General features: G+C 68.4%; 13 protein-coding genes. 1 reads left to right on the forward strand and 12 read right to left on the reverse strand.

Annotation, left to right across the window (positions count from 1 at the left end; translation table 11 throughout):
- The 10 genes from wecB to ACXC9Q_RS29345 are packed head-to-tail and all read right to left on the reverse strand — an operon-like array spanning position 1 to position 9,780.
- Complete coding sequence (gene wecB, locus ACXC9Q_RS29300) at positions 1 to 1,053, reverse strand: non-hydrolyzing UDP-N-acetylglucosamine 2-epimerase (RefSeq protein ID WP_457059852.1); 1,053 nt, start codon at positions 1,051 to 1,053, stop codon at positions 1 to 3.
- On the reverse strand, positions 1,050 to 2,057 hold the full coding sequence (locus ACXC9Q_RS29305) for a Gfo/Idh/MocA family protein (protein WP_457059853.1): 1,008 nt from the start codon (positions 2,055 to 2,057) through the stop codon (positions 1,050 to 1,052). The genes wecB and ACXC9Q_RS29305 overlap by 4 nt, the downstream gene beginning before the upstream one ends.
- Position 2,058: 1 nt before the next feature.
- The gene (locus ACXC9Q_RS29310) at positions 2,059 to 3,150 is read right to left on the reverse strand and encodes a DegT/DnrJ/EryC1/StrS family aminotransferase (RefSeq protein ID WP_329484826.1); all 1,092 of its coding nucleotides are present in this window, start codon (positions 3,148 to 3,150) and stop codon (positions 2,059 to 2,061) included.
- A complete protein-coding gene (locus tag ACXC9Q_RS29315; protein ID WP_405070585.1) occupies positions 3,147 to 3,758 on the reverse strand; it encodes an acyltransferase in 612 nt (203 codons plus the stop codon). Before ACXC9Q_RS29315 ends, ACXC9Q_RS29310 begins: the two co-directional genes overlap by 4 nt.
- Positions 3,755 to 4,942, reverse strand: coding sequence for a hypothetical protein (locus tag ACXC9Q_RS29320; protein ID WP_457059854.1), 1,188 nt, complete (start codon positions 4,940 to 4,942; stop codon positions 3,755 to 3,757). Before ACXC9Q_RS29320 ends, ACXC9Q_RS29315 begins: the two co-directional genes overlap by 4 nt.
- Positions 4,943 to 4,946: 4 nt before the next feature.
- Entirely contained in the window at positions 4,947 to 5,678 is a 732-nt protein-coding gene (locus ACXC9Q_RS29325) for a hypothetical protein (RefSeq protein ID WP_457059855.1), read from the reverse strand.
- Positions 5,675 to 6,997, reverse strand: coding sequence for a glycosyltransferase (locus tag ACXC9Q_RS29330; RefSeq protein WP_457059856.1), 1,323 nt, complete (start codon positions 6,995 to 6,997; stop codon positions 5,675 to 5,677). Before ACXC9Q_RS29330 ends, ACXC9Q_RS29325 begins: the two co-directional genes overlap by 4 nt.
- A 19-nt stretch (positions 6,998 to 7,016) precedes the next feature.
- Positions 7,017 to 8,105 carry a glycosyltransferase gene (locus ACXC9Q_RS29335; protein WP_457059857.1) on the reverse strand — a complete coding sequence of 363 codons (1,089 nt, stop codon included), beginning with the start codon at positions 8,103 to 8,105 and terminating at the stop codon, positions 7,017 to 7,019.
- A 3-nt stretch (positions 8,106 to 8,108) separates the two neighbouring features.
- On the reverse strand, positions 8,109 to 8,927 hold the full coding sequence (locus ACXC9Q_RS29340; RefSeq protein ID WP_457059858.1) for an ABC transporter ATP-binding protein: 819 nt from the start codon (positions 8,925 to 8,927) through the stop codon (positions 8,109 to 8,111).
- Entirely contained in the window at positions 8,914 to 9,780 is an 867-nt protein-coding gene (locus ACXC9Q_RS29345) for an ABC transporter permease (protein ID WP_457059859.1), read from the reverse strand. Before ACXC9Q_RS29345 ends, ACXC9Q_RS29340 begins: the two co-directional genes overlap by 14 nt.
- A 1,337-nt stretch (positions 9,781 to 11,117) precedes the next feature.
- Here ACXC9Q_RS29345 and ACXC9Q_RS29350 point away from each other — a divergent pair.
- On the forward strand, positions 11,118 to 12,107 hold the full coding sequence (locus ACXC9Q_RS29350) for a helix-turn-helix domain-containing protein (RefSeq protein ID WP_457059861.1): 990 nt from the start codon (positions 11,118 to 11,120) through the stop codon (positions 12,105 to 12,107).
- A gap of 66 nt (positions 12,108 to 12,173) precedes the next feature.
- Here ACXC9Q_RS29350 and ACXC9Q_RS29355 read toward each other — a convergent pair whose 3' ends face one another.
- Both ACXC9Q_RS29355 and ACXC9Q_RS29360 read right to left on the reverse strand, forming a co-directional pair.
- Positions 12,174 to 13,280: an aspartate-semialdehyde dehydrogenase gene (locus ACXC9Q_RS29355; protein WP_457059862.1), complete on the reverse strand. Its 1,107-nt coding sequence runs from the start codon at positions 13,278 to 13,280 to the stop codon at positions 12,174 to 12,176.
- A complete protein-coding gene (locus ACXC9Q_RS29360; RefSeq protein WP_457059863.1) occupies positions 13,277 to 14,545 on the reverse strand; it encodes an aspartate kinase in 1,269 nt (422 codons plus the stop codon). Before ACXC9Q_RS29360 ends, ACXC9Q_RS29355 begins: the two co-directional genes overlap by 4 nt.
- Positions 14,546 to 14,645 lie beyond the last annotated feature (100 nt).

Consider the following 14,645-nt stretch of genomic DNA (forward strand, 5'->3'; position numbering starts at 1 on the left):
TTACTCCGCTAGGGCGGCGACAACCCGGCCGGCGGCCTGGCCATCGCCATAGGGCATTGGGCGATCCCCCGCGGGAGCCGGCCGGGCGGCCAGCTCGGGCAACTTGCTCACATCTGACGTGAGGACGTTCCAGCCGTCCTCCAGCGTCTCCACCCACTCGGTCTCGGTGCGCAGCGTCGTGCACACCCGGCCGAGCAGGAAGGCTTCCTTCTGCAGACCCCCAGAGTCGGTCACCACACCGGCCGAGCCGAGCACGGCCGCGACCATCTCCGGGTAGGCCAGCGGCTCCCGGACGTGCAGCGAACCGTCCGGACGCTCCAGCTTGATCCCGTACTGCGCGCACTTGGCCACCAGCCGCGGGTGCGCGAGCAGCAGCACCGGTACGCCGGCCGCGGCGAGACCGTCGACGATCGCGGCCAGCCGCGCCGGGTCGTCGGTGTTCTCGGCGCGGTGGATCGTCGAGACGACGTACTCGCCAGGCTTGAACGGCAGGTCCAGCGGCTTGTCCTGCACCGCGTCGCGGACCCGGAAGCACACATCCGTCATCACGTCGCCGACCAGCCGGGCCCGGTCCTTCAGACCCTCGTTGGCCAGGTGGTCCATCGCCACCTGGGTCGGGGCGAGCAGGATGTCGGCGGCGTGGTCGGTCAGGACCCGGTTGTGCTCCTCCGGCATCCGCCGGTTGAACGACCGCAGCCCGGCCTCCAGGTGCGCCACCGGCAGGTGCATCTTCACCGCCGACAGCGTCCCGGCCAGCGTCGAGTTGGTGTCGCCGTACACGAGCACCCAGTCCGGCTGGTGCTCGTCCAGTACGGCGTCCATCGCGGCCAGCATGGCACCGGTCTGGACCCCGTGGCTGCCGGACCCGACGCCCAGGTGGACGTCGGGGGCCGGGATGCGCAGGTCGGCGAAGAACACGTCGGACATGTTCTTGTCGTAGTGCTGCCCGGTGTGCACGATCACGTGCTGGTGCTCGGTGGCGGCAAACGCCTCCGCCACCGGGGCCAGCTTCACGAACTGCGGGCGAGCCCCGACGACACTCAGGACCTTCATGACTGGGCGGACTCCCCGGCGACCTTGATCGTGCGGTCCTCGGCGGCGGACTGGATCACGGCCTCGGCCACCTTGACGGTGGTCAGACCCTGCTGCAGCGTGACGATGTCGGCCTCCTTGCCGAGCACGGCGTCACGGAACGCCTCGTGCTCGGTCCGGAGCGGCTCCGGCTTGCTGATCGCGTACCGGATCATGTCACCCTCGCTGACACCGCGGAAGTGCGCGACGTCGTCCCAGGCGGTGGCGACGGTGCCGTTGGCGTGGAAGGACAGGTCGGCCGTCAGCGTGTCGGCAATGAACGCGCCCTTCTCACCGGTGACGACGGTGAGCCGCTCCTTCATCGGCGACAGCCAGTTGACCAGGTGGCTGGTCACGGTGCCGTCGGCCAGCTTGCCGGTGACCGCGATCAGGTCCTCGTACTGCCGGCCCGACTTGTGCGCGCTCTGCGCAGATACGGTGACGAACGGCGACTGGGTCACCCACGCGGTCAGGTCGATGTCGTGGGTGGCCAGGTCGAGCACCACGCCGACGTCGGCGATCCGGGACGGGAACGGGCCCTGGCGACGGGTGGTGATCTGGTAGATGTCACCCAGCTCACCGTTCTCCAGCCGCACCCGCAGCGCCTGCAGCGCCGGGTTGTACCGCTCGATGTGACCGACCGCGCCGACCACACCGGCGGCCTCGAACGCCTTGGCGATCTCGGTCGCCTCGGACGAGGAACCGGCCAGCGGCTTCTCGATCATCGCGTGCACGCCGGCCTCGGCCAGCGCCTTCGCGATCTCGGCGTGGTACTGGGTCGGCACCGCGACCATGCAGTAGTCGATGCCCTCGGCAATCAACTGCTCGATGGTCTCGTGCACCGGACGGCCGCCGGCCACGCCGAACTTGTCACCACCCGGGTCGGCGACGGCGACCAGGTCGACGCCGTCGAGGGAGGCCAGCACGCGGGCGTGGTGACGGCCCATCATGCCCAGGCCGATCAGGCCGGCTCGCAGGTTCGCCATCTCACGCACCAGCCTTCGCCACGGTGTTCACCGCGGCCACGATCCGGTTCAGGTCGTCCTCGGACAGCGAGGGGTGGACCGGCAGCGAGAGCACCTCGGCCGCGGCCTTCTCGGTCTCCGGCAGGTCCAGCTCACGCTTGAACGACGGCAGCCGGTGGTTCGGGATCGGGTAGTAGACGCCGCAGCCGACGCCGTACTCGGTGCGCAGTGCGTTCGCGAAGCCGTCGCGGTCCTCGGTCACCCGGATCGTGTACTGGTGGTACACGTGGGTCGCCTCGGCGGCGACCGCCGGGATGCCGACACCCTGCAGGTTCGCGTCCAGGAAGGCCGCGTTCTCCTGCCGCTGCTTGGTCCAGCCGGCCAGCTTGCCCAGCTGCACCCGGCCGATGGCGGCGTGCAGGTCGGTCATCCGGTTGTTCAGGCCGACGACCTCGTTCTCGTACTGCTTGAGCATGCCCTGGTTGCGGAAGAGCCGCATCCGGCGCTCGAGGTCTGCGTTCGCGACCGAGTTCATGCCGCCCTCACCGGACGTCATGTTCTTGGTCGGGTACAGGCTGAACATCGCGAACTCGCCGAAGGTGCCGACCTGCGCGCCGTTCCAGGTCGCGCCGTGCGCCTGCGCGGCGTCCTCGTAGATCTGGATGCCGTGCTTGTCAGCAATGGCCTGCAGAGCGGTCATGTTCGCCGGGTGACCGAACAGGTGCACCGGCATGACGGCCTTGGTCTTCTCGGTGATCGCGGCCTCGACCGCGGCCGGGTCCAGGCAGAAGTACGTCGGCTCGACGTCGGCGAACACCGGGGTGGCGCCGGTCAGCGCGACGCTGTTCGCGGTCGCGGCGAAGGTGAAGGACGGAACGATGACCTCGTCACCCGGTCCGACGCCCGCGGCCAGCAGGCCGAGGTGCAGGCCTGACGTGCCCGAGTTCGTCGCGACGCACGCACGGCCGGAGACCAGCGCTGCGCCGAACTCCTGCTCGAACGCCGCCACCTCGGGGCCCTGGGCCAGCATGCCCGACTGCATGACACGGTCGACGGCCTCGCGCTCCTCCTTCCCGATGATCGGCTTCGCGGCCGGAATCGGCTGCACCATCAGTTCTCCTCCATGTCTTCACCGGCCGGCCGCAGCCGTCCGTCGGTTTCGATGTATGTCTCGCCCGTGTTCGGGCACTTCCACTCGCCGTTCCCGACGTCGAGCAGCGGAACTCCGGCCTTGCCGACCCACTTGAGCCGGCGGGCCGGAACGCCTGCGACCAGCGCGAAGTCTGGCACGTCCTTGGTGACCACCGCACCCGCGGCGACGGTGGCCCAGCGACCGATGGTGACCGGCGCCACGCAGACGCTGCGCGCCCCCAGCGAGCAGCCTTCCTTCATGGTCACGCCGACCGGTTCCCAGTCGTGCCCGCTCTTCGGGGAACCGTCCGGGTTCACCGCGCGCGGGAAGTAGTCGTTGGTGAGGACCACGGCCGGTCCGATGAACACGCCGTCCTCGAGCGAGGCGGGCTCGTAGACCAGGGCGTAGTTCTGGATCTTGCAGTTGTCGCCCATCCGGACCCCGGTCCCGACATAGGCGCCGCGGCCGACGATGCAGTTCTTGCCCAGGACCGCGTTCTCGCGGATCTGGGCCAGGTGCCAGACCGACGAACCGTCGCCGATCTGGGCGCTGTCGTCGACGTCGGCCGAGGGCGCGATGCGGGACGTCACAAGATCTCCTTCGCAATGAGCCAGCTGGTGAGTGCCTGGGCCGAGCGGCGTCCGTCGTGCAGCTCCGCCACGAAGCCGGGGCCGGCGGCCGCCCGCTCGGCGGCGGCGTCACGATCGGCGATCAGGCCGGTCACGACGTCCCCCAGGGTGTCGGGATCCGCCTCCACGATCGGCACCTCTCGCCCCGTCAGACTACGCACCCGGTGGCGCACCGCGTCACCGACGTACGAAACCACGATCCGCCCGGCGGCCAGGGCCTCGGCGGCCGCCACGCCGTACAGGCCGATCCGGAGTTGGTCGACCACGATGTCGGCGTCGCCGATGACACTCGGCATCCGGTCGTGGGCGACTCCGGTGATGCGCCGGTACTCGATCTGACCGCTCTGGTGCAGACCGGTTAGAACGGCGTCGATCTCCTCGGTGCCCTTGAGCTTCGCGTTCGACGGAACGTGCGCGATCACGGGCTTCTGGCCGGAGAACAGCGGGCGAGCGGCCTGCTGCCACGGCGCCGGGTCGATCGCGACCGGGAGCCACTGCGCATCCGGTACGTCGTCCAGCAGGTCGACCGTGGACACGAAGACCGGCAGGCCGAGGCTGTCGATCAGCTCGGCGTGCCGGCGAGCCTGCTTCTCCAGGCGCTCGGTCAGTTCGTCGCCCGGGGTGAACGGAGACCACTGCTCACGCTTCGCGTGCCGACTGGGCAGTCGGATGTCGGAGCCGTGGAACAGCAGGGACACGTTGATGCCCTGGTCGAGCATCGTGGCGATGTCGGCCTCCGCGTCCGGGTAGCCGCGGGAGCCGAAGATCGGCCGCAGCGACTCCACCATCACGTGCGAGTACGACGCCAGCACGTGCTGCTGCTGTGCGCGCTGCCAGCGAGGCTGGCCGAACCACGCGAGCGGTACGCCGTAGTCGCTCTGGAACTGGAACTGGCCCTTGCGGTGCAAGGAGAACGAGACGGCATCGACGTCCGGCAGGGTCTTGGCAGCCTGTGCCCAGGCGTGACCCTGACCGGCGGAGTTGGTCGGTCCGACCAGCATCCGCACTCGCGTCGTCGCCACCGGCGGGAACGCCGGCAGTTGCGCGTACGAGTACCGCAAGCCCCGCAGGCGCCGCCGGACCGCTCCCGCGGTCCGGGCAAGTGGCGCCGGCAGGTGCTCGCGAATCGAACGCGTCACCGTCATCGTGTCACCCATTACCTGCCGGAGCCTTCAGCTTTTGGGGCGCAGCCTTCAACTGATCCAGCTCCCGCCGCGCCGCGGGAATCCCCAGCACGACCGGCGTACTCGCCCGGCGCTGGCCCAGATTCCACCCGGCCCAGATCGCGCCCGCATCCAGCGCGACCACCACATCGGCCTTCTCGATCGTCGCCATCACATCCCGGCGACTCAGCACCCGGCCCCAGTACGTCTTCCCCAGATCCTTGCTGGCCCGATTCCCCCGCAGGAACTTCACCGGCGCCGACGTCTTAATTGCCTTAGGCAACATCCGCCCAGCCACCTTCCGAGCCTTCCGCGCCCGCCAAGTCACTGCCTTCCGCACCCGCTTGATCCCAGTCGCTTTGGGTTTGGTGGTGGGTGCGGGCTGAGGTTCTGGTGCGGCTGCGGCTACTTCGGCGGCCGCAGGTGCGACCTCGGCCTCGTCGGCAACTACAGCTTCCGGCTCCGCGACTGCCTCAGGGGCGATGACCGCGTCGGGTGCTTCCTCGGTGGGGTCGGCGACCGGCTCCGGTGTGGGAGCAACTGGCATCCGGCCCGGCCCGATGAGGGTGAAGGTGTGGACCTTGTCGGCGACGGGGCCGGCAGGGGCTACCCAGCCGACGACGTCGAGGGTGATCTCGGCGTTGCCGAGGTCCTCGCGGACGGTGTCGAAGTACGTGGGTGGCAACCGGCGCGTGCTGAGCAGGACGACGTTCTTCATGCCGCCACTCCCTTCACGCCCGCGGCCAGCGCTTCGATCCGCGGATCTAGTTGCAGATCACGCCGGTACGACGCGCCGAACTCGCGCGCCTTCGCCCGGATCCCCTCGTCGGCCGTCCGGGCAGCGTGCGCCGCCTCGGTCAGCGCCGCCGCGATCGCCTCGGGCGTCACCTCCGACACCGGGAACCACAGCGGATGACCCCGCAGTACGTCGGATGCCGCGTTCTCCGGGTCGTGCACCGACACGACCGGCAGCCCGGTCGCCAGATACTCGAACACCTTGCCGCTCGTCACGTACCGCCCCTTGCCGAGCATCAGCAGCTGAACGTCGAACTCGTCGTACGCCTTGGCGATCTCCGCCTTGCCGACCGGGCCCTCGTAGCTGACCCCGTCCTCGGACGCGCTGTTGATCGTGCCGAGCATGTCCGCGCGCGGCTGGGCGTAGTACCCGAGGTACCCGTGGATCTTGGCCTTCGCACCCGCCAGCTCCTCCGACGAGGAGCGCGCGAGCTGCCAGCCCTCGACGAACTCGGCCAGCGGCACCTTCGGCGACACGGTCCCGACGTACCCGAAGACCAGCGGCCGGTCGGTCACCGGGCCACGGTCCTGCGTGTCCGGCACCAGGTCGGGGTCGAAGCCGTTGGCGACGGTGTGCATCTTCGCGGCCTGCGCCGGATAGAGCTTCTCGTGCCACTCCTTGATCGGGTCGTTCACGAACCAGACCTCGCGCGCGGACTCGACCAGCTTCTTCTCCCACTTGGCCGCCCGGCTGTTCGGCTCGTGCAGCCGGTCACCGGTGAACACGTCCAGCAGCCACGCGTCCCGGTAGTCCATCACGTACTGGACGCCGTGCTTCTTGTGCAGGTGGTACGCCGCGGTGAAGGCGACGTGCGGGTTCGCGGTGGCGACCGTCAGGTCGACCTTGTGCGCCTGGTGGATCCGCTCCGCGGCCTTCTCGATGATCGAGCGCCACGGCCCGTACCCGGTCTCCGGGAACGGGATCTGGTCCTGCTTGGTGCGCCACTTGCTCCACAGCTTCGGGTTGGAGGCCCGGCGCTTGGACCACTTGCGCAGGTCGGCTTCCAGGATCGGCCACTCGAACGGGACCCGGACGACCTCGATGGACGGGTCGATCCGCTCCTCGAGGGTCAGGTCGGCGCCGGTGAACCGATGGAAGGTTTCGCGGTCGGCCGTCAGCACGGTCACCTTCCAGCCGAGCGCGGCGAACCGGTTGGCCGTGGCCAGGGCCCGGTAGACACCGCCACCTCGGCAGGGCGGATAGCCCCAGGCGACGTACAGCATGTGTGGGCGGTCGGTCATGCCCTTCCTCTCAGCAGGTTCAGGCTCTTAGCAGGTTGAGAATCGCGTCGGCCAGTTCGTCGTACGGCGTGGTCGCGGGCAGATGGTCAGCCGCCCACTGCAGCGCGTGGTCGCGCAACTTCTCCAGCTCGCCGGGATCCGCGGACCAGCGCCGCAGGGTCTCGGACGCCTCCGCCACCGAGTCCACCAGGACTCCGCCACCGGACTCCTCGATCACCCTGGTCTGCCGGGGCAGGCGGGTGGACAGCACGGGAAGACCGCTGGCGAGGTACTCGTAGATCTTGGACGGCATCGCTTCCACGAACGCCGGCGTCGGCTGCAGCATGGCCAGGCTCGCCCAGGCACCCTGGGTGAGCCGCCACGACTCGGCCGGTGGCTGGCGTCCGTACAGCCGAACCCGGCCGGCCAGGTCGGACTGCCCGATCCGGGCTTCGAGCCGGTCCCGGTCGGACGGTGCGACCGGGCCGATCAGGTCGAGCGACCAGTCCGGCGCCGCGGCGACGGTCTCGACCATGTCGAACAATCCACGGCTGGCCCGCAGGTCCCCGACGTACACCGCGCGCGGTGACCCGGACGGCGGCGTCGGGGCCAGAAACGGGATGTACGGCAGGTTCTGCACGACCAGCCGCTGCTTCGCCTCGTGCGGGGCGAGGTGCGAGTCGGCGACGACGGTGAGGTCGGCGCCCGCGGCCAGCTTGGAGCTGGCCCGGACGATCAGCCGGGCGGGCAGGCCGGCCGGGCCCTTGGCCCAGGCGCGGTCGGCGAGCAGCCGGGTGTAGTCCTCGTGCACGTCGGCGACCATCTTGCGCCGCCGGATGGTGGTGACGAACCGGGTGATCGGGATCATGTCCGGATCGACCGTCATCACCACCTTGGCGTTGGTCCGCCACGGCAGTACGGCGGTCCGCGCCAGCCGCTGGACCAGGTTGCCCCGCGGACCGGCGTGGATGGTGGCGCCCGCGGGCCCACCGGCCGGCTCACCGAGACCCCAGAGCTCGACGCTGAGGTCCCGGTGCTGCAGCGCCGCGGTGATCTTGTGCAGGCGCGCGTCAGCGACGTCATGACCGGTCGTGATGATCCCCACGTCCGGCGCCGCGCTACGTGACATGGGTCAGAGATCCTCGAGAGAAACGGCTTCTGCTTCGCCGACCTGCAGGAACTTCGTGTAGGCCTGGATCACCTCGTCCGGCTCGCCCCGCATCATCAGCTTGCCCTTGTGCAACCAGATGCAGTCGTTGCACATCTCGCGGACACTGCTCATCGCGTGGCTGACCAGGAACATGGTCCGGCTGTTCGTGACGAGTTCCGACATCTTGGCCGCGGCCTTGGTCTTGAAGGACGCGTCACCGGCGGACAGCGCCTCGTCGATCAGCAGGATGTCCGGGTCCATGTGCACGGCCACGGAGAACGCGAGCCGGCTGAACATGCCGGACGAGTACGTCCGCATCGGCATCTCCATGAAGTCGCCGAGCTCGGCGAACTCGGCGATCTCCTCGTACCGCGCCTCGATCTCCTTGCGGCTCAGACCGGCCGCGAGTCCACCCAGTACGACGTTCTCCTTGCCCGACAGCGCCGCGTTGAAGCCGACGCCCAGTGACAGCAGCGTGGAGACCCGGCCGTGCACCTCGATCCGGCCCGACGTCGGCGGCAGGATGCCGGCGACCGCGCGCATCAGCGTCGACTTGCCGGCGCCGTTCGCGCCGATGATGCCGATGGTGGTGCCGTGGTCGACGTCGAAGGAGACGTTCTGGACGGCCTTGACCTCGCGGACCGCGCGCTCGCCGCGGCCGAACCGGACGATCGCGCTCTTGAAGGTGGGCACCCGCTCGAACGTGGTCCGGTAGGTGATGGACACGTCCTGCACCTTGACCGCCGGGATACCCGACGTGCTCTTCTGCATCGGCTTCTTCTCGGTCTCAGAGACGGACAACGAACTCACGCTCCCTAGACATGAAGAACAACGAGCCCACCACAAAGGCGAGGACGGCCCAGAACCCGGCACCGGCCCACATCTGCCACTTCGGGATGTCACCGCGCACCAGGAGGTCGGTCCAGCCGCCGAGCAGCGGGTACAGCGGGTTGTACTGGATGAAGCCCTTGAACTTGGGCGGGGCCTGCTCGGCGAACCAGAGCACCGGCGACATGTAGAGCCAGATCCGCACGAAGTACGGCAGGAAGCTCGTGGTGTCGCGGAAGTACACCTGCAGGGCGGCGAAGATCATGCCCATGCCGGCGGCGAAGATCGTCAGCATGATCAGGAACGCCGGCGCCAGCAGCATCGGCCAGTGCAGCTTCTGACGCATCGCCAGGTGGATACCGAAGTACACGACCAGCGTCGGCAGGAAGCGGTGGAATGCCGTCCGCACCGCTGACAGCGGCAGCAGCATCCGGGGGAAGGACTGGTTCATCAGCAGCTTCCCGCCACCGACCACGCTGGCCGCACCGGCGGTCATCGCACCGGAGAAGTAGTAGAAGGCGAACAGGCCGCCACACATGTGGGCGAACCGCTCCGCAGCACCGACCTTCGAGGCACCGCCCGCGATGATGTCGGTCAGCAGGTAGTACACCAAGGCGAGCAGCAGCGGGTTCAGGACCAGCCACACCTGTCCGAAGAAGGTGTTGGTGTTGGCCGCCCGGATGTTCGTCCGGGACATCTCGGCCGCGAACTCCCGGCGCTGCCACAGTGCCTTGAAGTAAGGACGCAGCGCCGGTAGGCCGACCTTGTGCGGTTCGTACACGTGCACCGACGGGTTGAACTCCTCGTCGACGCTAGTCGCGTTCATTCAGGCGACGCCTCTCTCTGCCGGAAGTCGAGTCTCTGTGGCCGATCACCTGGGTTTCGGCGGTTGCCGCCCGGTACGACGGCGGGCCACGCAGACCGGGAAGCAGAGTAGCGGATCCGCTCACACGCCGACGACACAGTGGTCCTCCATAGTGAGCAACGACGTACAGACGGCTACCAAACGTCGCACGCCACTATGCCCACAACGCCAGAGTCGTCCTCCGCCGATCGTTACCCGGAATATACATTTGACAGCCATCGACGGCCAAAACGCCTTCCAGCGCAACGGAAACCGCGCAGCGACCATGCTCACCGTCCGCCGGGGCGAACAACAGTGCACAAGGTCAAATCGCGGTCAATTCACCAGTACGACGCTACCCACACCCGAGAAGTTGTCGTGACATGTCCCACCCGGCCGTGACCCGGTCATGGGGCCGCCCGCCCTGGACTGAGGAGCGCAGGGAGCGAAGCGACCGGAGCGACGAGGGAAGGGCGGGCGTAAAGCCCCATGACCGCGCCGAGCCGGAGGCGAGGCCAAAAAGCACTGTGCGACCCCAGGAGATGCTTCCTGGCCGGGGGCGAGCCGGGCGGCGGACCTGAGGTCCCCGCTCCCCATGGACAGCCTCACCATCCACGGAGCTCCGCTCGGCACCTCCCGGGGCCTCACACGCGATCCAGGGACCCGTCCGCGATGGGCGGAGGCGGAGCGGGCACGCGCCGGATCGGCCGGCACGATGACCAGGGCGGCGGTCATCGCACCTTGGGCTCGTCCCCAGACGTGCTGCGATCGCCGACAGGTGCGCGCAGCAGATGTGGGGACGGGCCCGAGGCCGGTGGAAGGCAGCGCGGCCCGGCATCCCTGCAAAGACGCCAGGGCGGGTGCGCTGGGGACGGCAGCGTCGATGCGGACCGCGGCACAGGGCGGAACCGGTCGCATCGGGCTCTCCTCCTCATCGGCCTCACGATGGAGATGCACAGTTTGTACACCCTCCGGCACAGCCGGTGATGGCACGGGAGTGCGAGGGCACCGATGCGCCGGGATCGAGACCCAACCGAAACGGGCTCCCCTGACGTAGCAGCGAACTCAGGCCAGAATTGGAACAGCAGCCCGGCGGCGCTCAGGTGGTCCGTCGCCGGGCTGCTGGACCTCAATTCTCGCTCACAACTGCGCGGAAATGGTGGCCAGATGGTGACACGGCACAATAATGCTGACAGGACAACAAATATCGCTAGGCGCATTCACGGCGACACGGACAGTGCGATCGGCGCTGGATCGGCCGTCTTATTCTGGAGGGACGGTTGCCGACGGTGACAGCATTCGGAAGGGAGGGGAGAGTTGTGAGCACAACGGACACGGAGCGTGCCGACCATCTCAAGGTGCTCGGACTCAGTGACGACGAGATCAAGGTCTACCAGCACCTGCTGCGGACCGGTCCGTCGTCGATCACCGAACTGGACGAGGCGGTCCCCGATCGGTCCGCGAGCATCGATTCGACGCTCGGCGGGCTGGTCCAGGCGGGCCTGGCCCGGCGGTCCGGATCGGACCGTTCCCGCTTCCTGCCGGTGCCCCCGGACGCCGGCCTGGAGGCGATGACGCTGCGGCGCGAGTCGGAGCTGAAGCAGGCCCGGATCGAGGTCCTGAACGCCTACGACGAGTTCCGCCGGACCGTGCACAACGAGTCGACCACGCACCTGATCGAGGTGGTCACCGGCAGCGCGATCATCGAGCGGATCCACCAGATCAAGGGCGGTGCGCAGCGGGAGATCCTGGCCATCGACTCCCCGCCGTACTACATCGGCGGCCCGAACCAGGAGGAGATCGAGCACCTCAAGCGTGGCGTCTCGTACCGGGTCGTGTACTCGCCCGAATCGGTCGAGGTGCCTGGGTATCTGACCGAGAACATCCTCCCGTGTGTGGAGGCCGGTGAGCAGGCCCGGGTGCTGCCCGACGTACCGGCGAAGCTGACCATCATCGACGGGTCGATCGCGTTCGTGTCGATGTCGGTGCGCGACACCGATGTGAACCGGTCGCTGCTGATCATCCGGCCGAGCAGCCTGCTGACCGCGTTGATCGGCATGTTCGAGCTCTGCTGGCGCAACGCGTTGCCGCTGCACGCCTCGGTCGGCACCGAGGACGACCGGCTCGAACCGATCGAGCGCCGGCTGCTGGCCCTGCTCGCGACCGGCGCCGCGGACGACACCATCGCCCGCACGCTGGGCATCAGCCGGCGGACGTTCTTCCGCTATCTCGAGCGCCTGATGAACCGCACCGGCGCCAGCACACGCTTCCAGCTCGCACTGCACGCGGCCCGGGAGAACTGGCTCTGACAGTTGCCAAGAGCAACAAAAGAAGGGCTCCCGGCGTGTGCCGGGAGCCCTTGTTTGTTGGGAGATTCAGGCCTTGGCGGCGGCGAACTCCTTCGCGACGACCTCGGCGATCTGGGCCGTGTTCAGGGCCGCGCCCTTGCGCAGGTTGTCACCGCAGACGAAGAGCTCGAGCGCGTTCGGGTCGTCCAGCGACTTGCGGATCCGGCCGACCCAGGTCGGGTCGGTGCCGACCACGTCGGCCGGGGTCGGGAACTCACCTTCGGCCGGGTTGTCGAACAGCAGCACGCCCGGGGCGTCCCGCAGTACCTCCCGGGCGCCGTCGGCGTCCACCTCCTGGACGAACCGCGCGTGCACCGACAACGAGTGCGTGGTGATGACCGGGACGCGGACACAGGTCGCGGAGACCTTCAGATCCGGCAGCCCGAGGATCTTGCGCGACTCGTTGCGGACCTTCAGCTCCTCCGACGACCAGCCGTCGTCCTTCAGCGAGCCGGCCCACGGTACGACGTTCAGCGCCAGCGGGGCCGGGAACGGGCCGAGATCGTTGCCGATCACCCGGCGGACGTCGCCCGGCGTGGTGCCGAGGTCGCGATTGCCGGCCACCTTCGTCAGCTGGTCGTAGAGCGCGTCGATGCCAACCTGGCCGGCCCCGGAGGCAGCCTGGTACGACGCGACCACGAGCTGCTCGAGCTCGTAGCGGTGGTGCAGCGCACCCATCGCGACGATCATCGACAGCGTCGTGCAGTTGGGGTTGGAGATGATCCCCTTCGGCCGGTTCCGGGCCGCTTCGGCGTTCACCTCGGGCACCACCAGCGGGACATCCGGGTCCATCCGGAACGCGCCGGAGTTGTCCACCACGACGGCGCCCTTGGCGGCCGCGATCGGCGCCCAGTGCGCGGACACGTCGTCCGGTACGTCGAACATCGCCACGTCGATGCCGTCGAAGGCTTCCTCGCTGATGGCGACGACCTCGACCTCCTCGCCGCGAACCTTCAAACGTTTGCCCGCGGAGCGCTCGGACGCGATCAGCCGGATCTCTCCCCAGACGTTCTCCCGGGTCGAGAGCAGGGCCAGCATCACCGACCCGACGGCGCCGGTCGCCCCGACCACCGCCAGCGAGGGCAGGCCCGCCCGGTCTTCGGTCTCGTGGTCCAAAGCGCTCACAGGTGTCACCGTCCAGTTCCTCCGTACACGACAGCTTGGGTGTGCTCGTCGTCCAGGTCGAATGCAGTGTGCGCCGCTGTGACGGCTGCGTCTACAAGGTTCTCGTCGATCACCACCGAGATCCTGATCTCCGAGGTCGAGATCATCTCGATGTTCACGCCTGCGTCAGCGAGCGCCGAGAAGAATTTCGCCGACACGCCCGGGTGCGAGCGCATGCCGACGCCGATCACCGACACCTTGCCGATCTGGTCGTCGTACAGCAACTGCTCGTAGCCGACCTCGTCCTTCATCCTGGCCAGCGCGGACATCGCCCGGGAGCCGTCAGCGCGGGGCAGCGTGAAGGAGATGTCGGTCCGGTTGGTGGCGACCGCCGAGACGTTCTGCACGATCATGTCGATGTTGGTCTCGGCGCCGGCGACCGTCTCGAAGATCCGGGCGGCCTCACCGGGTTTGTCCGGTACGCCGACCACGGTGATCTTGGCCTCTTTGGTGTCCTGGGCCACGCCGGTGATGATCGCCTGTTCCATCTGATCCAGTTCCTTCGCATCGACGACCCAGGTGCCTTCCTTCTGGGAGAAGGAGGAACGCACGTGGACAGGGACGTTGTAGCGCCGCGCGTACTCCACGCAACGCAGGTGCAGCACCTTGGCGCCGCAGGCGGCCATCTCGAGCATCTCCTCGTAGGAGATCTTCGGGATCTGCTGCGCGGCCGGCACGATCCGCGGGTCCGCGGTGAAGATGCCGTCCACGTCGGTGTAGATCTCGCAGTAGTCGGCCTCCAGCGCGGCGGCCAGCGCGACCGCGGTGGTGTCGGAGGCGCCGCGGCCCATCGTGGTGATGTCCTTGGTGTCCTGGGCGACGCCCTGGAAACCGGCCACGATCGCGATGTGGCCCTCGCCCAGCGCCCCCTCGATCCGGCCCGGCGTGATGTCGATGATGCGCGCGTTGCCGTGCGCGGACGTGGTGATCACCCCGGCCTGCGAGCCGGTGAAACTTCGCGCCTCGTAGCCCAGGTTCGCGATCGCCATTGCCAGCAGCGCGGCGGAGATCCGCTCACCCGAGGTGAGCAGCATGTCCAGCTCGCGCGGCGGGGGCAGCGGAGAAACCTGCTGGGCCAGGTCCATCAATTCGTCGGTGGTGTCGCCCATGGCGGAGATGACCACCACCACGTCGTTCCCGGCCTTCTTCGTCGCGACGATCCGTTGGGCCACGCGCTTGATGCCATCGGCGTCGGCGACCGAAGAACCGCCGTACTTGTGTACGACGCGTCCCACAGCTGACTCTCCTCAAACCACTGGTTGCGGTACGCCGTGCGGCGTTGCACCAGGCGTAGTCGTTTCGGGGTCATTCTAGCCGTGACCTGCTCGTTGCCTA

The organism is Kribbella sp. CWNU-51, assembly GCF_054073265.1.

Bases quoted from the DNA above. Each gene is read 5' to 3' on its own strand.
- wecB (WP_457059852.1), bottom strand. From the start codon at position 1,053: ATGAAGGTCCTGAGTGTCGTCGGGGCTCGCCCGCAGTTCGTGAAGCTG.
- ACXC9Q_RS29305 (WP_457059853.1), bottom strand. From the start codon at position 2,057: ATGGCGAACCTGCGAGCCGGCCTGATCGGCCTGGGCATGATGGGCCGT.
- ACXC9Q_RS29320 (WP_457059854.1), bottom strand. From the start codon at position 4,942: ATGACGGTGACGCGTTCGATTCGCGAGCACCTGCCGGCGCCACTTGCC.
- ACXC9Q_RS29325 (WP_457059855.1), bottom strand. From the start codon at position 5,678: ATGAAGAACGTCGTCCTGCTCAGCACGCGCCGGTTGCCACCCACGTAC.
- ACXC9Q_RS29330 (WP_457059856.1), bottom strand. From the start codon at position 6,997: ATGACCGACCGCCCACACATGCTGTACGTCGCCTGGGGCTATCCGCCC.
- ACXC9Q_RS29335 (WP_457059857.1), bottom strand. From the start codon at position 8,105: ATGTCACGTAGCGCGGCGCCGGACGTGGGGATCATCACGACCGGTCAT.
- ACXC9Q_RS29345 (WP_457059859.1), bottom strand. From the start codon at position 9,780: ATGAACGCGACTAGCGTCGACGAGGAGTTCAACCCGTCGGTGCACGTG.